Here is an 18694-nt window from a genome sequence, read left to right as displayed (position 1 = left end):
GCGGGATCCCCTTCCTGCTCAGTCCCGCAGGATCGCGCGTGCGCGATCGATCACGGGCTTGTCGATCATGTGTCCATCGGGACCGGCGACCACGCCTCCACCTGCGGCCGCGGCTGCCTCGACGACGCCGCGCGCCCACGCCAGCTGCTCTGCGGTCGGCGCGAACACCCGCGCCACCGCCTCCAGCTGGGCAGGATGGATGCAGAGCTTCCCGCCGAACCCGAGCGCGCGGGACCGTCGGGCCTCTGCGGCGACGAGGTCGGTGTCGCAGACCGAGGTCGTGACGCCGTCGATCGGTGCGGGCAGCCCCGCGACGCGGGAGGCGAGCACGAGGGTGCTGCGCGCCAGCAGCAGCGCCTCGTCGACGTGCTCGGCCCGCACGTCGACCGCGAAGTCGAGCGAGCCGAACGCCAGCCGCTCCACGCCGGGGGTCTCGGCAATCTCCACGGACCGGTGGACGCCCAGTGCGGACTCCACGAGCGCGACTAAACCCCGCCCGGCCGGCAGACGTCCGGCCAGCTCCGTGAGCGCCACCGGGTCCTCGGCCTTCGGCACCACGAGACCCAGCACGCCGGGCAGCCCGGCGAGTGCCGCGACGTCGTTGTCGTGCCATGGCGTGCCGGTCGCGTTGACCCGCACCCAGGCCCGGCCTCCGTTCGAGAGCCACGCCGCAGCCGACCCACGGGCCGAGTCCTTGGCATCGACACCGACGGCGTCCTCGAGGTCGAGGATCACGGCGTCGGCACCCGAGGCCGCGGCGCCAGCGAACCGCTGTGGGGTCGTGGCGGGGACGAACAACCAAGTGCAGGTGCTCACGCCCATCAGGCCGGGTTCCGTTTGACTAGTTGGCGGGCGATGACGTTCTTCTGGATCTCGTTGGTACCCTCGCCGACGATCATGAGCGGCGCGTCGCGGAAGTACCGCTCCACGTCGTACTCGGTGGAGTAGCCGTAACCGCCGTGGATGCGCACCGCGTCGAGGGCGATCTTCATGGCCACCTCGGATGCGAAGAGCTTGGCCATGCCGGCCTCCATGTCGGAGCGCTCACCGGAGTCGAAGCGCCGCGCTGCGTACTGCACGAGCTGCCGGGCTGCGGTCAGCTGCGTGGCCATGTCGGCCAGGTAGTTGCCGATCGACTGGTGCTCCCAGATTTGCTTGCCGAAGCTCTCGCGCTCCTGGCTGTAGCGCAGAGCGTCCTCGAGGGCCGCGGCGCCGACGCCCAGCGCACGCGAGGCAACCTGGATGCGACCGATCTCGAGACCACGCATCATCTGCGCGAACCCTTGGCCCTCCTCGATCCCGAGCAGGCTGCTCTGCCGGGTGCGGTACCCGTCGAAGGAGAGCCCGCAGCTCTCGACTCCCTTGTAGCCGAGCTTCGGCAGATCACGGGAGACCTCGAAGCCCGGACCCTTTTCGACCAGCAGGATGCTGATGCCCCGGTGCACGGGCTCCGCGTCCGGGTCTGTGCGACACAGGAGCGCCACGAGCTGGGAGCGCCGCGCGTTCGTGATCCAGGTCTTGGAGCCGTTGACGACGTAGTCGTCGCCCTCCTTGCGGGCCGTCGTGCGCATGGCCTGCAGGTCAGAACCCCCTCCCGGCTCGGTCAGCGCCATCGTCGCGCGGATCTCACCGGTCGCCATGCGCGGCAGGTAGTGGTCCTTCTGCTCCTGCGTGCCGTGGTCGATCAGGAGCTTCGCCACGACGCTGTGGCCGCCCATCGCACCGGCGAGGCTCATCCATCCGCGGGCGAGCTCCTCGGTGACCGCTGCGTAGCACGGCGCGCTCACCCCGGCGTCGTTCCACGGCTCGGGGATGGCCAGGCCGTAGATGCCCATCTGCTTCATCTGGTCGATGAGCTTCTCGGGGTAGGTGTTGGCGTGCTCCAGCTCCTGGACCACGGGTTTGACCTCGCGGTCGACCCAGTCGCGGACCACGGCGACGATCGCGGTCTCCTCCGCGTCGAGCTCGTACGAGGCGATCATCGCGACGCACCCGTCAGGCGACGGTGGGTCAGCAGCGAGGAGACCGCCACCGCGACGATGACGGCGCCGCCGTTGAACGCGGGCTCGACCCAGTCGGCCGCTCCTGCGAGGGTCAAGCCGTTGATGCTGATGGCGACGAAGAACACGCCGACGAGAGTGCCCGCGACGGTATAGCGCCCCGGGCGGATGGTGGTCGACCCCAGGAAGATCGCAGCGAGCGCCGGAAGCAGGTAGCCCACCCCGACCTCGGAGGCCGCACTACCGGTCCGAGCGAGGAGCAGAGCACCCGCCAGGCCAGCGAGCGCGCCCGAGGCGACGAAGGCCAGAGCGACCGTGCGCTGGACCGGCAGGCCCACGAGGTGTGCCGCCGTCTCGTTGACGCCCACCGACAACAGACGCCGCCCGAAGATCGTCAGCCCGAGGAGGAAGGACATCGCTAGTGCGGCCACGATGACGAGGTACACCGGCCGCGGGACGCCGAACCACAGGCCGTTGCCGAAGTTCGTGAGGGTCACGGGAACGCCGACGATGGTCTGATGGCCGGACCACGCGGACGCCACGCCCCCGAGCAGGGTGGCCATGCCGAGGGTGATGACGAGCGAGTTGGCCCGGAAGTACGCGATGAGGATCCCGTTCGCCAGCCCAACCAGCGCACCGATCGTCACGGCGATGACCACGCCGACGAGGATCGGCAGCTCCATCGAGGTGGTCGCCTTGGCCGCGGCGATCGACGTCAGTGCCACGATCGCTCCTACCGAGAGGTCGAAGCGATGCGCCACCAAGGGGATCAGGGCGGCGAGCGCCACCAGGATCAGCACCGACTCGTTGGCCACGATGTTGCGGAGATTCGACACCGTGGGGAACGTCGCCGACGTGGCAGGATTGAGGGCGAAGTAGACCGCGACGCCCAGCAGCAGCATCACGAGTCCAAAACGCTCGGTCAGGCGCAGGAGCGACGGGCGCCATCCATTCGTTGTCGTCACGGCGTTGTCCTCGGCGGGTGGCTTCTCGGGCGGCATCTCGAGGGTGGTGCGGGCGTCCTGGGATGTCATGTCGATGCCTTTTCGTGCTGGTAGACGTTGTCGAAGATCCATGTGCGGGTGATATCCGGACCCGAGGCCTCGCTTGTGATGCGGCCGTCGGCAAGCACGAGCACCCGGTCGGCGAGATGGAGCAACTCATCGAGGTCGGACGTCGCAAGGAGCACTCCCGCACCGCCGGCGACGGCCGCGTCGATCTGGGCGTAGATGTCAGCCCGTGCACCGACGTCGACCCCCTGCGTCGGCTCGTCCAGGAGGAGGACGACCGGGGCGGACCTCATCGCCCGCGCCATCACGGCCTTCTGCTGGTTCCCGCCCGACAACCGAGCGATCGGTGCGTCCGCCGTTCCCTTGATGCCGTAAGTGTCGATGTCTCGCTCGGCATCCCTGCGCTCGTCGGTGCGTCGCAACCAGCCGCCGCGCCGGTACCGACCGATCGTCGACGCCGAGAGGTTCTCGGTCACCGACAGGGACAGGAACGCACCGTCGCGCGCCCGCTCCTCGGGGACGAGCGCGAGGCCACGCGAGATCGCCTCGGCGACGTGCCCGGACCGGAGCCGTCGGCCGCTCACTGAGACCGAGCCTCCCCGCGGCTTGACTGCTCCCATCACGTTCTGCATCACGCTGGTCCGGCCGCTGCCGACCAACCCGGCCAGGGCCACGACCTCCCCGGCGCGGATATCGAAGGTGACGTTCTCCAGGGGACCACCCCGCAGGCCCTCGACCGAGAGCACGGCTGGTCCGAAGGAAGTCCGCGGCTGGCGCTGTCGCTCCGCGGGCGCGTGTCCTGCTATGTGCGCCACCAGACTCTCGCGATCGTGCTGGGCCGCGGGGCGGGTGTCGACGTGGCGGCCGTCGCGCAGCACCGTCACGGTGTCGGCGTAGCTAAGAACCTCGTCGAGCCGGTGCGTGACGTAGAGGATGCTCTGGCCCCGACTGCTGTAGGCACTCAGCCGCTGAAGCAGGCCGTCCACCTCGTCGGCGGGCAGGCGCGTCGTCGGCTCGTCCAGGACGAGCAAACCGACGCCGCCGGAGTCGCGGTCGCGCAGGCAGCGCGCCACCGCGATGAGCGTCTGGTCGGCAGGTCGCAGGTCACGCACGAGGGACCGCGCGTGGACAGGGATCTCGAGCGCGTCCAGCAGTCGCTGGACCGATCGGCGTGCCTCGGACCAGTCGATGCCGCCGAGCCGTCGGGGGAAAGGACTGCCGGCGAGGACGTTCTCTGTCACGGTCAGCTCCGGGAACAGGCCGAGGTCCTGGTGGACGAACCTGATGCCTGCCTCCCGGGACCAGCGCGGCGTCAGCTGCTCGACGTCGAAGCTCTCGTCACCCAGGTGGAGCGACCCACCCCGGTCGGCGCTGTAGACGCCGGCGAGGATCTTGATGAGCGTGGACTTCCCTGAGCCGTTGCCGCCTACGAGTGCGTGGAAGTGGCCGGGCGCGACCGAGAGACTCACGTCCGCGAGGGCTCGCGTGCCGGGGAAGGTCTTGGAGAGGCGGGCGAGCGCCAAAGTGCTCGCCCGCCTCCCGGAGGCGGCGTCGACCACTCAGTCCACTCCCCAGATCTTCTTGTAGTTCTCCTGGTAGCCCGACGATGCCCGGTTGCCGTCGTACACGTCGCCGTGGGGGAGGTGCTTGGCGTCCATGCTGCCGATGCCCATGCCCGAATCGACCGGCTTTTCGCCGGCGAAGAGCCGGTTCAGGCCGTCCGCCGCAGCCCAGCCGGTCCAGGTGAGCGGCCGGCCGACCGCGTAGGACTGCGTCCCGTTGCGAATCAGGGTGATCGACGAGGCAACACCCTCGTTGCCCGCGAGCAGCAGGTCCTTACGCCCGCCCTGGCGCGCTTGGTCGACAGCCGCCCCCACTCCGAGGGTGATCGCCGAGTCGGCGGGAACCATGACGACGTCCGCGGTCGGGAACTGCTGGAGCGCGGCGGCGGCCTTGCCCTGCAGCTTCCCGCCGAACAGGTCATCAGAAGTAAACGTCACCTTATGGACCACGCATCCGTCGCACTCAGCGAGGCGGCCAGCCTGGGCGTCTCCGACCATCCGGAGGGTGGCATTGTCGTCCTGGCGCATCAGGATGACCTCCGCCTTGCCGTCGGTCTTGGCGATGGCCCAGTCGGCGATCGTGGGGCCGACGAAGGTGCTCATGTAGTCCTCGTACGAGATCAGGTCCTGGTTGAACCGTAGGTGCTCGTCGAACAGGGGCTTGCCACCGTTGCTGAACTTGTCGTCGCAGTCGAGCGCGTTGCCGCCGTAGACCTTGACGCCGGCTGCCCGCACCACCTCAATCGAGGCCTTGACCACGGAGCAATCGACGCCGAACAAGGCGACGGCATCGACGTTCGCAGCCGCAGCGGCCCGCAGTTGGGAGTTGTAGACCGCCGGGTCGGCCTTGCCGTCGACCAGCTTGACCTTCCACCCGAGCGCCTTCGAGGCGTCGACGAATCCTTGGGCCGGCACGACGCAGCCGGCCGCCTGGGTGCTGCAGGCGAGCGCCCACACGGTCTTGCCGGCCTGCGCCTTGGGACCGTCGGTCGGCAGGGCACGATCGGTGCCGGCGAAGGCCTGCTCCGTCGAGGCCTTCGCCTGCTTGATGACGTCGTCGCTGGTCGACCCGGTGGGACCATCCGACGACGAGCTGCCACACGCCGACAGCGTGAGCGCCAGCAGCGCCCCGCACACCGCCGCGATGCGAGTTCTCGTCATACCTTCTCCTCTCTCGGTTTCACGTCGGCGCGGACCAGGTGTCCGCCCCGTCCTGCGGCAGTTGGATGACCACACGAGTCGCTCGGGGGAGCCACGCAGGCTACGGAACTGCGCTGACGATCACGATCGATCGAGTGACCCAGCCCACATTGGGTACTGCCATCGGTATCGTAAGCGCAACCCTGGTACCGGTCAAGGCCGTCATCGAACCTCGTCCTCGGCGGTCCTCCGAGGACGGCAGCAGAAGCGTCACACGGCCGGACCACGGCGGCAGGGCGGCTACATCAAATGCGGTCCCATGCCGTTCAGTCCGGCGTGCCGGTGCCGCCTATCGAGCGGCTACACGATCGCGGCTCAGGCCAGGCCGCGGCGGCAGAACCGCCCGAACAACTCAAGTGCGTCGCTGCGGGTGGCGCCCACTCGATCGAGCACATCGGGGTCCCGCAGATGACGGATCACGGCGCCGAGCATCTCGGCCCACAAGGCCGGCGACCCACCGGTGACCTCTCCCCGCTCCATCGCCTTTCGCACGATCGTCTCCAGCTCCCGAATCGCGATCTCCTGATGGCGGTCGTAGACGTGGCTCGTAGGCAGATAGTTCTCGACGTCGTGCACGAACTGACGGCTGGCTCGACGATTGCGCTCAACGGAGGCTGACAGGTAGGCCTCGATCTGGTCGTGCACATTCGCCGTGTCGTGGGCGCGGCGCAGCGCCTCCTTGCCCATCGAGTTGAAGTAGCGGTCGACGACGCCGACCACGACCTCGTCCTTGCTCTGCCCCAGCTGATAGATCGTGCGACGGGAGGTGCGAGCGAGGGCGGCCATGTCACCAATCGTGAGATGGCGGAAGCCCTCAGCGAGGAAGGCATCCTCAAGGGCGTTGAGCACGTCGGACTGCCGCCCGGAAAGGGCGTTCGACCTAACGTCTGGCATGGTCCACCTCACTTCACTGCATCGTCGCCGGGACTAGGCCGGCCCGATTCACGGTACTCCGAGGTCGCGAACGATACCGCTTCCTGGGCCTGGAGTCGTAGTCGGGCGGCTGCACCGTCAGTCGATGCTGTGCGCCGTACCCTCCCGGAGATCGTCGAACTGGCAGCCCGTGCGGTCGCGGACCTCCTCCAGCGTCACCTCGGGGGCGAGCTCGACCAGCGCCAGACCTGCCTGCGTCACGTCGAAGATGGCCAGGTCGGTGACGACCCGGTCCACGACACTGCGGCCGGTCAGGGGCAGGTCGCAGGTCTCGACGATCTTCGGCCGGCCGTCCTTCGTCGTGTGGTCGGTCAGGACGACGACCCGCCGGGCCCCCGCCACGAGGTCCATCGCGCCGCCCATGCCCTTGACGAGCACACCGGGGATCGTCCAGTTGGCGAGGTCGCCCGACCCCGACACCTGCATGGCCCCGAGAATCGCCAGGTCGATGTGGCCGCCGCGAATCATCGCGAAGGACTGGTCGGACCCGAAGAAGCTGCCACCCGGCTCGATCGTGACCGTCTGCTTACCAGCGTTGATGAGGTCGGCGTCCTCGTCGCCCTCGAGAGGGAACTCCCCCATGCCCAGCATGCCGTTCTCGCTTTGCAGGGTCACCCGGATGCCCGCCGGCACGTGATTCGCCACCAACGTCGGAATGCCGATCCCGAGATTGACATACGCGCCGTCGACCAGCTCGCGCGCCGCGACGGCGGCCATCTGCTCACGCCTCCACATGGGCGCCTCCTTCGAACTGCCGCGGCCGCGTCGTCCGTTGCTCGATCTCCGGCGCTCGCGCAGACGCGACGACCACCTCGTCGACGTAGATCCCCGGCGTCTGCACGAGGTCGGGGTCGAGGTACTCCTCCACCACCCGGTCGACCTCCGCGAGCGTGACCCGCCCCGCAGTGGCGACGACGGGATTGAAGTTCCGCGCTGTCATTCGATACGTCAAGTTGCCCGCCGCGTCCGCGTGGTGGGCGCGCACGAGCGCGAGGTCCGCGACGATCGCGTGCTCCAGGATCACGGTACGGCCGCCCATCTGCGTGGTCGGCTTGCCCTCGGCGACGATCGTGTGGGCTCCGGTCGGGGTGTAGAAGGCGGGAATCCCCGCCCCGCCCGCGCGGAGCCGTTCGGCCAGGGTGCCCTGCGGGGCGAACTCGATGTCAAGCTGCCCGTCGAGGTACTGCTGGGCGAACCGGCGGTTCTCACCGACGTAGGACGCCACGACCTTGCGGACCTGCCGACCCTCCAGGAGCACGCCGAGACCCTTGCCGTCGGTACCCATGTTGTTGGAGACGATCGTCAGGTCGGTCACGCCCGAGTCACGGACCCCCTCGATCAGGTCGAACGGGTTGCCACAGAGGCCGAAACCCCCGACGGCGATCGTCATGCCGTCGAACACGTGACGAGCCACGAGCTCGCGCGCCGTCGTCACCTCGGTCCCCCCTCGTCGGTGGCGCTCGGCGGCAGCACGACCACCCCCGCCTCAAGATGACTCCGGACCTCGGCTGCCTCGAGGCCGAGCTCCCCCAGCAGCGCCAAGCCGTCGCTACCGACGACGGGTGCCAGGCGCGGCTCGGCGGCAGGTGTTCCTGCGAAGCGAGGCACGGGTCGCGCCATGTGACCCTCGCCGAGCGAGGTATAGGTCTGCCGTTCGACGTGGTGCGGGTGCAGTGGCGCTTCACCGATCGACAGGACCGGGGTGACGCAGGCCGAGCTCGTGGCGAACACTTCGGCCCACTCATCACGCGGCCTCGAACCGAAGATCGCCTGCAGGCGGTGCACCATGGACGGCCATCGCGAGCGATCGTCCTGGGCCGCGAAGTCCGGGTCGTCGCCCAGGTCAAGCCCCTCGAGCAGGCTCGCGTAGAACTGCGGCTCGATGCAGCCGACCGCCACGTGCCGACCATCGCTGCACGCGTACGTCCGGTAGTAGGGAGCGCCGCCGTCGAGGTGGTTCACCCCACGCTCGTCGACCCATCGCCCCTCGGCGAGGTACCCGTGGAGCATCGCCATGAGGGCCGCCGAGCCGTCGATCATCGCGGCGTCGACGACCTGCCCTCGCCCTGTGGTGCGAGCGCTGACGACGGCCGCGAGGACGCCGTAGGCCAACAGCATGCCGCCACCGCCGAAGTCGCCAATGAGGTTGAGTGGCACCACTGGGTCCCCGTCGGCGGGGCCGATCGCATGGAGGGCGCCGGTCAGGGCGATGTAGTTGATGTCGTGCCCGGGAAGCTGTGCCCAGGGACCGTCCTGCCCCCAACCGGTCATCCGGCCATACACGACGTGCGGCGCCTCGCGCGAGACGTCGTCAGGCCCAAGGCCCAAGCGTTCGGCCACCCCTGGGCGGAAGCCCTCGATGGCGACGTCGCTGGTCGCGACCAGCCGCATCGCGATCGCGCGGCCCTCCGGAGACTTGAGATCGAGCGCGATCGAGCGGCGATTGCGGTGCATCACCGGATGGAGCTCGGCTCCCGGCCGGTCGATCCTGATGACGTCGGCACCGAGGTCGGCGAGCATCATGCACGCGAACGGCGCCGGTCCGATCCCGCCGAGCTCGACGACACGCACGCCGTCCAGCGGCCCCGCGCTCATCGACCGCTCCACACGGGGCTTCGCTTCTCGGCAAAGGCACGGGCGCCCTCCTGGGCGTCCGCCGACTCCGTCACCGGGCGCGCTATCTCGAGCTGACGCTCGTACGCCTCTTCGTGGCTCCACGAGGACGACGCCGCGACGATCTGCTTGCTGGCGCGAAGCGCCAGCGGGCCGTTGGCGGCGACGCGGTCTGCCAAGCGCCGGGCGACCGCCAGTGCCTCACCGTCCGGCGCCACCGCGTTAACCAGCCCCACCTCGTGGGCGCGACGAGCGCCGACCATGTCGCCGGTCAGGATCCACTCCATTGCGACCTGGTACGGGATCCGCGACGGCAGCTTGAGGAGCGCGCCGCCTACGGCGACCAGTCCGCGCTTGACCTCTGGCACCCCGAAGCGTGCGGACTCGGCCGCGACAACCAGGTCGCAGGCGAGCACGAGCTCGCAGCCGCCGGCGACGGCGGCACCTTCGACGGCGGCTATCACGGGGATGACAGGAGGGCGGGCGGTGAATCCGGCGAACCCGCGGCCCGGGATCGAGGACTTCTCGCCACGGACAAAGGCATTCAGGTCCATGCCCGAGCAGAAGCTGCCGCCGGTACCGGTGAGGATGGCTGCGCGGAGGTCGCTGCGCTCGTCCAGGTGGTCGACGATCTCGGCGAGAGCTCCCGCCATCGAGGCGTCGACGGCGTTGCGCACCGCGGGACGGTTGAGGGTGATCGTCGCGACACCGTCGGTCTCCTCGAACAAGACCGGGGCGCTGGCGGCGCTCATCGGGGCGCCATCCGGATGGCGCCGTCGAGGCGGATGACCTCGCCGTTCAGGTAGCGGTTGTGGAGTAGCTGGTCGGCGAGCGAGGCGTACTCCTCCGGGTCACCGAGGCGCTTCGGGAAGGTGACCGATTCCGCGAGGCCGTCGCGGATGCCCTGGGAGAACCGGGCCAGCAGCGGGGTATCGAAGATGCCGGGAGCGATGGTGTTGACGCGGATGCCGAGGTCGGCGAGGTCACGAGCGGCGCACAGGGTCATGCCGACGACGCCGGACTTCGCGGCGGCGTAGGCGATCTGTCCGACTTGCCCGTCCCAGGCGGCGACCGACGCGGTCATGACGATCGACCCGCGTTCGCCTTCGTCAGGGTCGTTCGTGGCCATGCGTGCGGCCGTCAGCCGCAGGGCGTTGAAGGTGCCCACCAGATTCAGCCTCAGGGCGGTCTCGAACTGGTCCAGCGGGAATGGCGTCCCGGCACGGTCCACGATCCTGCGGGGGAAACCCTTCCCCGGACAGTGGACCAGCCCGCGGATCGTGCCGCGTTCGGAGGCGCGGTCGAGCACCCGGCCGAGGTCGCTCTCCGAGCAGACGTCGCCGCGGACGAACGTCACGCGCTCACCGAGCTGCGCGCGCAGCTCGCTCTCGTCGGCGTCGACCAGGTCGGTCACCACGACGGACACGTCGCGCTCCGCCAAGAGTTTCGCCGTGGCGCCGCCGAGTCCGCCGGCACCTCCGGTCACCACGTACACCGATGGGGTGTCGGTCATTGGCAGGTCCTTCCGACGATGAAAAGCACGCCGACGCAGATCCTTGCGGGGGTCGTCAGCGATCCGAGCGGCGCCAAGAGCGCCACCGCCGTTCCACCGCGCACACCGCGGACCAGCGCGTGGTGCTGGTAACAGTTCTGGTACTGTAGACGCTTTTTTGGTACCGCGCAAGTGAATGCGCTCACCACCGCCGGCTCTCGGCGACGCCCGATCAGGACAGGCCACGGCGGCAGAGATGCCCGAACAGCTCCAACGCCTCGTCTCGTGAGGCACCGAGCCGGTCCAGCACCTCGGGGTCCCGAAGTCCGCGAATCACGACGCCGAGCAGCTCGGCCCAGAGCGCGGGAGTGCCGCGGGTGACCTCCCCCCGGTCGATCGCCCGGCTGACGATGCCCTCCAGCTCGCGGATGGCGATCTCCTCGTGTCGGTCGTAGACGTGCCGGGTCGGACCGTAGAGCTCGACGTCCTGCACGAACTGTCGACTGGCCCGGCGGTTGCGGTCGACCGAGGCCGAGAGGTAGGCCTCAACCTGTTCGCGGACGTCCGTCGGGTCCTGGGACCGGAGCTGCGCGTCCTTGCCCATGCGATTGAAGAAGCGGTCGACGACACTGATCACGACCTCCTCCTTGCTCCGACCGAGCTGGTAAAGGGTTCGCCGCGAGGGCGGACCTCATCGGCCGAACCATCCGTCGTCGGCCGCGGCGCCGGGGCGTCAGCGTTTCCTTACATGGCGCTGCTGCCAGGCGGCCATCTCGCCGAAGAGGTCGATGCCGTCCTCCTGCGGGGTGTCCACCGCAGCCTGCCGGTAGGCCTGGTAGGTCGTGACGACGATGCGTTCGGCCTGCGGCCAGGAGGCGTAGCGGTCCAGATCCATCCGGTCAGCAGTCTCGCGCCACGGTCGACCCGCCTCCACCCCGTCGGCGATGCGATCCTTGACGTGGGCCAGGTAGCCCCGCATCTTCGCGATCCCGTCGACGTCGGTGAGCGGTCCGTGACCGGGCACCACGACCGTCGGATCGAGCGCGGTCATCCGGTCGCAGGCACGCAGCCAGTTCGTGAGCGAGCCAGCCCACATGATGGGCGTCCCACCGATGAAGAGGAGGTCGCCGGCGAAGATCACCCCGGCATCGGGCACGTGGGCGATGGCGTCGCCGACAGTGTGCGCCGGGCCCAGCCGCAACAGCTCGACATCGCGACCGCCGACTGTCACTGTCAGGGAGTCGTCGAAGACCGTGTCGGCGTTTCGCAGAGTGATGCCAGTGAAGTCGAACGCTCCGAAACAGCTCCGCAGGAAGGGCGACAAGACCGGTCCGAAGTCCGATGTCGCCAGCATGTGGAGCCGTTCGGGGGTCGTGCCGTGCTGGATCTCGTGGTCGGTCTCGCTCGTCGCGTACACCGTGACCGTGTCGTCGAGGAGTTGGTTGCCGAAGCAGTGGTCGCTGTTGGCGTGGGTGTTCAGGACGCCCTGGATCGGCGTGGAGGCGGTCAGGTCCGCCATGGCGTCCAGCATCTCGGTCGTGAGGGGGAGGTCGAAGAGGGTGTCGACGAGGAAGCTCTGCCCCTCGCCCTGCACCAGCCCCGCGTTGCTCATGCCCCACCCGCCGTCGGGCAGCAGCCAGGCCCAGATTCCCGCGGCGATCTCGTGCAGGCCGCGCGTGTAGGTGTTCGTCATGACAGGTTCCTCGTCTCGGTCGGGATCAGTAGCCGCTCGAGAGCGGGTGAGGGCGGGCGCCGTCGACGATGCGCTGATGCGTGCGTCCGAGGGCGCGACTGTCGAGTGAGACGGTGTCGCCTGGCTTCAGCCATCCGTCGTAGGTCTCCGGGTCACCGACGAGGTGCTCCAGCAGGCAACCGCCGGGGATCGTGCCGGACCCGATGACGTCGCCGGGGACCAAACGGGTGCCGCGCGACACGAACGACACGATCTCTCCGAAGGTCCAGTCCATCGCACCGGTCGTCCCGCGGGCGATCTCGACCCCGTTGACCTCGACCGCCACCTCGAGGTCGAGGCGACCGTCGACGAGCCGGTTCGCGACTTCGTCGGCCGTCACGAGCCACGGACCGAACGTCATGCCGGAGTCCTTGCCTTTGCCCTGACCGATGCCGAGCGCCATGTCGGCCTGCTGCAGATCCCGGGCGGTCCAGTCGCAGAAGAGCATGTAGCCCGCGATCGCGTCCTGGGCGGCGACAGGATCCAGGTCCGAGCCGGGCGTGCCGATGACTGCTGCGACTTCGAGCTCGAAGTCGAACCAGCGTGAGCCCGGCGCGATCGCGACGTCGTCGCGAGCGCCGAACAGGGTGGCCGGATTGGCGAAGTAGAAGGCGGGAACGCGGCTCCAGACCTCGCCGAGTTCCGGGTCACGGCCGTAGGCCCTTCGGCACCCGCGGACATGGTCGAGGAAGCCGACCGTGTCGCGCACGGAGGGCGGCTGCGGGATCGGGGAGTGCAGCACCATCGACTCGAGTGGGACGACGGTCGCGGGCGATCGCCGCACCGTCTCGGCGATGCGCTCCATCTCGACCTGGCCTGCGGAGATCACGTCGATCAGCGTGCGGTCGTCGTCCAAGACATGCACCGCGTCGTCGACGACCAGACCGACCTGCAGACCGTGCCCGTGCTGGCATGTCACCCACCGCATGTCGTCTCCCGGAGTCCGCTGTCCCAGCGCTCGAAAAGAGGCCGCCGACGGGTCATGACGGCGAGCCCGTCGCTGCGGTCGCGGCGCCCCACCACTCGGGCTGCGGAGGCATCATGCCTCCGTACGCCTGCGACTCGTTCACGATGTGGGTGCCCGACTCCTGCAGGCCTCGGATCGCCTTCTCGACGAGGTCAGCACGCATCGCGCCGTCCCGCTTCACGACCTCACCGCCGACGAGGACGGTGTCGACGTCGGAGGTTCGAGCGCTCATGACGATCGCACCCATCGGGTCGACGGCTGGTGTCAGGTTCAGGGATGTGTTGCGGATGAAGAGGAGATCGGCGGCCTTGCCGACGTCGATCGAACCGCACTCGTCCTCTAGGCCCAGACCGATGGCTCCGCCGAGCGTCGCGAAGTACAGCACGTCGGCAGCACGCAACTCGAGGCCGCCCATACCGTAAATGCCTTTCTCCTCCAGCGCGCGCTGATTGGCCCGCGCGCGCTCCCCCGCCAGCATCAGGCGCATGGTCGTGAACATGTCGGGAGAGTTGTTCGACTGGATGTCCGCACCCAGCCCCGCCACGACACCGGCGCGGTCGGCGACGGCGGCGATCGGGAACCCCATCCCCATATTGAGCTCGGTCTCGGGGGTGGAGGAGACCTTGGCCCCATGATCGGCCAGGATCGCGAAGTCCTCGGCGTCGGAGGTGTTGCAGTGCGAGTGGAGCTGGTGCGACCAGAGGAGCCCAGCCTCGGCCAGCTGCTTGATCTCCGACCGGTATCCGGGCTTCCACCGGGCGTTGGTGTGAGTGTGGATCAGGCAATCCAGCTCGCGCCCGAGCACCATTTCCTGGGCGGCCTGCTCGATGCCGTTCAGGCTCATCTCGGTCGGGGCGATCCCGAAGCGCACCCGCCCGCCGCTGGTCTCAAACAACGATGAACGCACGCGTCTCGCGTCCTCGAGACGGGACTCGACAGACGTGAAGTACGGATTCGTCGTGTGGGGGTCATAGAGCCCGTAGCACCACACGCCACGGATTCCGGACTCGTTGATGGCCGCCACACCCGCGTCGGCGTGCTCAGGGGTCAAGATGCTGTGGGAGTAGTCGACCGAGCAGGTCGTGCCGGAGTCGAGCAGCCCCACGGCCGCACCGAGCGTCCCGTTGTAGATGTCGACCGCGCGGTGCACGCCGGAGTGGTTGCGCCGGATCGTCCACACGTAGTCGGACAGCGTGAAGTCCACCGTGAGGCCGCGCATCGTCGCCTGCCACATGTGGTGGTGCGCGTCCACGAACCCCGGGATGATCCAAGCCCAGGACGCATCGACGACATCGGCACCTTCGGGCGTGGACCCGAGGTTGTCGGCAAGCTGACTGATCCGGCCGTCGACGACCTCGACGTCGACTCGCTGAAAGCTGCCGTTGCGGGGGTCGCCCACCAAGACCAACGCGCCCGTGTAGATCGTTCGAGTGCCCACGAATCTTCCTTCCGCTCGGCCGCGCCGAGTGCCGACCAACGACTGGACGGTATCATAATGACCTGTATAGTACCGCTCATGGTACCAATGTTTGTGTCCGGGGTCTCCCCTGGCGAGGGCGCCGCGCAGGCGCTGCCGACACCGACCACCCGCCCCTTCTGGGACGCCGCGGCCGAGGGCCGCCTGGCGGTCCAGCAGTGCGGGTCGTGTGAAACGCACTTCTTCTACCCCCGCATCGCGTGCCCGTCCTGCGGCTCCCGCGAGGTGTCGTGGGTTGACGTGAGCGGACGCGCGACGTTGCTGAGCTATGTCATCAACCACCTCCCCGCCCCCGGATTCGAAGCAGTCGGTCCGCACGTCATCGCGATCGTCCAGCTGGAGGAAGGGCCGACCATGATGACGAACATCATCGGGAGCGACGCTGTGCCCGACCAGCTGGTCATCGACATGCCGCTGCAGGTCGCCTTCGAGGACCGGCGCGGCCAGGTGGTCCCGGTGTTCGCCCCCCGAGAGGGGCACGCCGCGTGAGTCGCCCCGTGGCCGCCATCGCCGGCGCCGCCGAAACGAGCCTCGGACGACTGCCCGCCATGTCTGAGTTGGACCTCCACGTCGATGCCGCGCTGCTCGCTCTCGCCGACGCCGGCTTGAGCCTCGACGATGTCGACGGCATCACGAGCGCCGTGCACAACCCGGTCGAGATCGCTCACGCGTTGGGAGTCCGTCCGACGTGGTTCGACGGCACGAGTGTGGGCGGGACGTCGTTTCTGGTGCACGTGCGTCACGCTGCTGCCGCGATCGCCGCTGGACAGGCCGAAGTCGTCCTCGTGCTGCACGGCGAATCTCGTCGGTCGGTGGTCGGGCGCCATCCGCGTCCGATGCCGGCCGACGGGATGCTCGGTCAGTTCGAGCTACCGTTCGGCGTCTACGGCCCTCCCACGATGTTCACGCTCCCTTACCTCCGCTACGCCCACGAGACGGGGACGACGCTCGAGCAGCTGGCCTCCGTGCCGGCTCGGCAGAGCGAGTGGTCGCACGGAAATCCCCGAGCGGCCCGCCCCTCTCTCGCGAGCGTCGACGAGGTCCTGGCATCGACTCCGATCGCCTGGCCGTTCACCAAGCTCATGTGCTGCATGGTGAGCGACGGAGGCGGTGGGCTGGTCGTCACGTCGGCAGAACGCGCCCGCGAACTGCGCCGCACCCCCGTCTATCTGTGGGGGTCGGGCGAGGCGGCTGACAGCCCTTTGGTGTCGCAGATGCCTGACCTCACGCGCGCCGAGACGTTCGAGCGGTCGGCCACGGCTGCCTTCACCGAGGCGCGCATCAGCCACAACGACGTGGATCACCTGATGGTCTACGACGCGTTCGCACACGTGCCGCTGTACGGCCTCGAGGCGCTCGGTTTCGTCGGGCGTGGGGAGGCCGGCGCGTTCGTCGCCGACGGTAACACCGCCCCGGGCGGGCACCTGCCGATGAACACCAACGGCGGCGGCCTTCGCTACACCCACACCGGCATGTACGGGATGTTCGCGATCCAGGAGGCCGTCCGCCAGCTCCGGGGCGAGGCGTTCGCCCAGGTGCCCGACGTGGATGTCAGTGTGGTCCAGGGTGTTGGACACTTCTTCTCGGAGGCGGCGACGTTGGTGCTCTCGAACCGGGAGGTGTCGGCATGACAACACCGGCGGCCGCGCCTGCTCGGGGCTTCTTCGAGATCGCGGCTGGCGACCGCGACGCCGTCGCGTTGCGGCTTGAGTCCGAGACCGTCACGCGGGGCGACCTGCTCGATGACGCCCACCGTTGGTCCCGCCTGCTGCAGGACGACCTGGATCTGCAGCGCGGCGAGACCGTGGCCCTCCTCCTGAGGAACGGTGCGACCTTCATCGCCGCACAGCTCGCGGCGGAGCAGATCGGCCTATACCTCGTGCCAGTCAACTGGCACCTGACCGCCACCGAGGCCGCCTATCTGATTGGGGATTCCGGGGCTCGCGCCGTGGTGACCGAGTCTGCCCTCGAGTCGCTTGCCGTCGAAGGGGCTCGCCTGGGTGGCGGCCTCGCCCCCGACCGCGTCGTCGTAGTCGGAGGCGCGTCGGACGGACTCCCGGCCGAGAACCTGCTCGCACGGCATCCTGCCTCTGCGCCGATGCAGCGGAGCGCAGGCTCGGTGCAGTACTACAGCTCTGGGACGAGCGGGCGCCCCAAGGGTGTCCATCGGGCGCTGCCGACGACGACCCCCGACGAGGCTGCCGATGCCCGAGCTCGGCAGCGGTTCGCGCAGTACGACACCGACACCGGGCTCCCCCAGGTGCACCTGGTGGTCGCCCCGCTCTACCACCCGGCACCGAATCTGAACGCGCTCTGCGCCCTGCACCTGGGGCAGGAGCTCGTCATCACCACACGGTTCGACGCGGCTGAGACGCTCTCGCTCATCGACCGATTCGGGGTCACGACCACGTTCATGGTCCCGGTCATGTTTCACCGGCTTCTCGACCTCGACGAGTCGATCCGCGACTCCTTCTCAGGCCGCTCGCTCCAGCTGGTCACCCACGCTGGAGCACCGTGCCCGCCGGAGCTGAAGCAGCAGATGATCCAGTGGTGGGGTCCGGTGCTCACCGAGTACTACGGGTGCACGGAGTTCGGCATCGCCACGATCATCACTTCCGAGGAGGCGTTGCAGAAGCCAGGCTCCGCAGGCCGCGCGGCACCCGGCATCCAGCTCGAGATCCGCGGGAGCGACGGACGGCCGCTCCCCGCAGGCGAGCCCGGCACTATCTACGTCAGCGGTGGCTTCGATTTCACCTACAGCGGTGCGGCCGGGGACTTGATCCCCGCCGAGGCACCGGACGCCCACGACCCGTTCCGGACCGCGGGCGACATCGGCCACCTCGACGAAGACGGCTATCTCTACGTCGGCGACCGACGCTCCGATCTGATCCTCTCGGGGGGCGTCAACATCTACCCTGCCGAGGTGGAAGCCGCCCTCGTGACGGAGCCGTCGGTCGCCGACGCCGTGGTTATCGGCGTGCAGGATGACGAGTGGGGGCAGCGCGTCGTCGCCGTCGTGCAGCTGAAGGGCGGCGAGGAAGGCGGCGAGCCGGCTGCCACCCGCCTGCGCAGTCACCTGGCCGACCGTCTGGCTCGGTTCAAGACACCGCGCGAGTTCCACTTCGTCGACTCCGTCGGCCGCAGCAGCACCGGGAAGATCAACCGCCCACAGATCGCCGCGCTGGTCGCACAGCGGCGCCCGGCCTCCTAGCTGGTACTCCAGCAGCGTTTCGCTATCTGGCCTGGTCAGAGGTGTCGTCCGGAGTGTAGTGGGCTGGTGGTGTGTCAGGGGCGGTCTTGCCGGAGTGCCCCTCCAACGAGTGGAGTCGTCGCCGGTAGTGGCAGTGGCGGGCGACGATCTGGCGCCTGCGGCGCCAGCGTGACCAGTTCAGCATGTGCGCGCGAAGCGACCGGTCGGGTCGGCGGTTCCCGGCGAGGCGAGGCGCCAGGAGCCGCCGGACTTCTGCCACGGTGAGCGGAGCCAGGGGGCCGGAAGCGTTTCTGCATCCCCCTTTTCCGCCGCGTCGGCCGCCATGACCGCGAGGTAGGCATGGGCGAGCATGGCCAGGGTGATGTGCCGGTACCAGCCGATGTAACGGCGGACCTCGTACTGGTCCAGGCCGCACTCGTTCTTCGCGGCCTGGAAGCACTCCTCGATCTGCCAGCACATCCCGGCGATCCGCACCAGGTCGGCCACCGCGGCCTCCA

18 protein-coding genes and 1 pseudogene are annotated in these 18694 nt (G+C 68.9%); 3 read left to right on the top strand and 16 right to left on the bottom strand.

Annotated elements, in window-relative coordinates:
- Nucleotides 1-18 precede the first annotated feature (18 nt).
- The 15 genes from NQU54_RS44855 to NQU54_RS44785 all read right to left on the bottom strand — a co-directional run bounded on the left by NQU54_RS44855 (nucleotide 19) and on the right by NQU54_RS44785 (nucleotide 14947).
- The gene (locus NQU54_RS44855; protein WP_257636054.1) at nucleotides 19-822 is read right to left on the bottom strand and encodes an HpcH/HpaI aldolase/citrate lyase family protein; all 804 of its coding nucleotides are present in this window, start codon (nucleotides 820-822) and stop codon (nucleotides 19-21) included.
- The gene (locus NQU54_RS44850; protein WP_257636053.1) at nucleotides 822-1982 is read right to left on the bottom strand and encodes an acyl-CoA dehydrogenase family protein; all 1161 of its coding nucleotides are present in this window, start codon (nucleotides 1980-1982) and stop codon (nucleotides 822-824) included. Before NQU54_RS44850 ends, NQU54_RS44855 begins: the two co-directional genes overlap by 1 nt.
- Nucleotides 1979-3034 (bottom strand): ABC transporter permease, encoded by a 1056-nt coding sequence (locus NQU54_RS44845; RefSeq protein WP_257636052.1) that lies wholly within the window; start codon nucleotides 3032-3034, stop codon nucleotides 1979-1981. The genes NQU54_RS44850 and NQU54_RS44845 overlap by 4 nt, the downstream gene beginning before the upstream one ends.
- Nucleotides 3031-4569, bottom strand: a complete 1539-nt coding sequence (locus NQU54_RS44840; protein WP_257636051.1) for a sugar ABC transporter ATP-binding protein — start codon at nucleotides 4567-4569, stop codon at nucleotides 3031-3033. Before NQU54_RS44840 ends, NQU54_RS44845 begins: the two co-directional genes overlap by 4 nt.
- Nucleotides 4570-5733 carry a substrate-binding domain-containing protein gene (locus tag NQU54_RS44835; protein ID WP_257636050.1) on the bottom strand — a complete coding sequence of 388 codons (1164 nt, stop codon included), beginning with the start codon at nucleotides 5731-5733 and terminating at the stop codon, nucleotides 4570-4572.
- Between the two features lie 354 nt (nucleotides 5734-6087).
- The gene (locus NQU54_RS44830; RefSeq protein ID WP_257636049.1) at nucleotides 6088-6666 is read right to left on the bottom strand and encodes a TetR/AcrR family transcriptional regulator; all 579 of its coding nucleotides are present in this window, start codon (nucleotides 6664-6666) and stop codon (nucleotides 6088-6090) included.
- Between the two features lie 117 nt (nucleotides 6667-6783).
- On the bottom strand, nucleotides 6784-7422 hold the full coding sequence (locus tag NQU54_RS44825) for a 3-oxoacid CoA-transferase subunit B (protein WP_257636048.1): 639 nt from the start codon (nucleotides 7420-7422) through the stop codon (nucleotides 6784-6786).
- Between the two features lie 4 nt (nucleotides 7423-7426).
- Entirely contained in the window at nucleotides 7427-8140 is a 714-nt protein-coding gene (locus NQU54_RS44820) for a CoA transferase subunit A (protein WP_257636047.1), read from the bottom strand.
- On the bottom strand, nucleotides 8137-9300 hold the full coding sequence (locus tag NQU54_RS44815; RefSeq protein WP_257636046.1) for a CaiB/BaiF CoA transferase family protein: 1164 nt from the start codon (nucleotides 9298-9300) through the stop codon (nucleotides 8137-8139). The genes NQU54_RS44820 and NQU54_RS44815 overlap by 4 nt, the downstream gene beginning before the upstream one ends.
- Nucleotides 9297-10070, bottom strand: coding sequence for a crotonase/enoyl-CoA hydratase family protein (locus NQU54_RS44810; RefSeq protein ID WP_257636045.1), 774 nt, complete (start codon nucleotides 10068-10070; stop codon nucleotides 9297-9299). The genes NQU54_RS44815 and NQU54_RS44810 overlap by 4 nt, the downstream gene beginning before the upstream one ends.
- Entirely contained in the window at nucleotides 10067-10831 is a 765-nt protein-coding gene (locus NQU54_RS44805) for an SDR family NAD(P)-dependent oxidoreductase (protein ID WP_257636044.1), read from the bottom strand. Before NQU54_RS44805 ends, NQU54_RS44810 begins: the two co-directional genes overlap by 4 nt.
- Nucleotides 10832-11042: 211 nt before the next feature.
- Nucleotides 11043-11447, bottom strand: coding sequence for a hypothetical protein (locus NQU54_RS44800; protein ID WP_257636043.1), 405 nt, complete (start codon nucleotides 11445-11447; stop codon nucleotides 11043-11045).
- Between the two features lie 96 nt (nucleotides 11448-11543).
- Nucleotides 11544-12503: an MBL fold metallo-hydrolase gene (locus tag NQU54_RS44795; protein WP_257636042.1), complete on the bottom strand. Its 960-nt coding sequence runs from the start codon at nucleotides 12501-12503 to the stop codon at nucleotides 11544-11546.
- Nucleotides 12504-12528: 25 nt separating this feature from the next.
- Nucleotides 12529-13470, bottom strand: a complete 942-nt coding sequence (locus NQU54_RS44790; protein ID WP_257636041.1) for a fumarylacetoacetate hydrolase family protein — start codon at nucleotides 13468-13470, stop codon at nucleotides 12529-12531.
- A 52-nt stretch (nucleotides 13471-13522) separates the two neighbouring features.
- On the bottom strand, nucleotides 13523-14947 hold the full coding sequence (locus NQU54_RS44785) for an amidohydrolase family protein (RefSeq protein WP_257636040.1): 1425 nt from the start codon (nucleotides 14945-14947) through the stop codon (nucleotides 13523-13525).
- A gap of 78 nt (nucleotides 14948-15025) precedes the next feature.
- Here NQU54_RS44785 and NQU54_RS44780 point away from each other — a divergent pair, with 78 nt between their 5' ends.
- From NQU54_RS44780 to NQU54_RS44770, 3 genes are read left to right on the top strand one after another with little or no spacing between them, the layout of a single operon-like run.
- Nucleotides 15026-15475 carry a Zn-ribbon domain-containing OB-fold protein gene (locus tag NQU54_RS44780; RefSeq protein WP_257636039.1) on the top strand — a complete coding sequence of 150 codons (450 nt, stop codon included), beginning with the start codon at nucleotides 15026-15028 and terminating at the stop codon, nucleotides 15473-15475.
- Nucleotides 15476-15483: 8 nt separating this feature from the next.
- On the top strand, nucleotides 15484-16617 hold the full coding sequence (locus NQU54_RS44775) for a thiolase C-terminal domain-containing protein (RefSeq protein ID WP_257636038.1): 1134 nt from the start codon (nucleotides 15484-15486) through the stop codon (nucleotides 16615-16617).
- On the top strand, nucleotides 16614-18197 hold the full coding sequence (locus NQU54_RS44770) for an AMP-binding protein (protein ID WP_257636037.1): 1584 nt from the start codon (nucleotides 16614-16616) through the stop codon (nucleotides 18195-18197). The genes NQU54_RS44775 and NQU54_RS44770 overlap by 4 nt, the downstream gene beginning before the upstream one ends.
- Before the next feature lie 177 nt (nucleotides 18198-18374).
- Here the strand turns inward: NQU54_RS44770 and NQU54_RS44765 are convergent.
- Nucleotides 18375-18694: pseudogene (locus tag NQU54_RS44765) on the bottom strand (IS701 family transposase); the annotation flags it as partial.

It is taken from the genome of Streptomyces malaysiensis subsp. samsunensis (genome assembly GCF_024519315.1).
Lineage (GTDB): Bacteria > Actinomycetota > Actinomycetes > Streptomycetales > Streptomycetaceae > Streptomyces > Streptomyces malaysiensis.
This window is presented reverse-complemented; position numbering and strand designations above follow the sequence as displayed.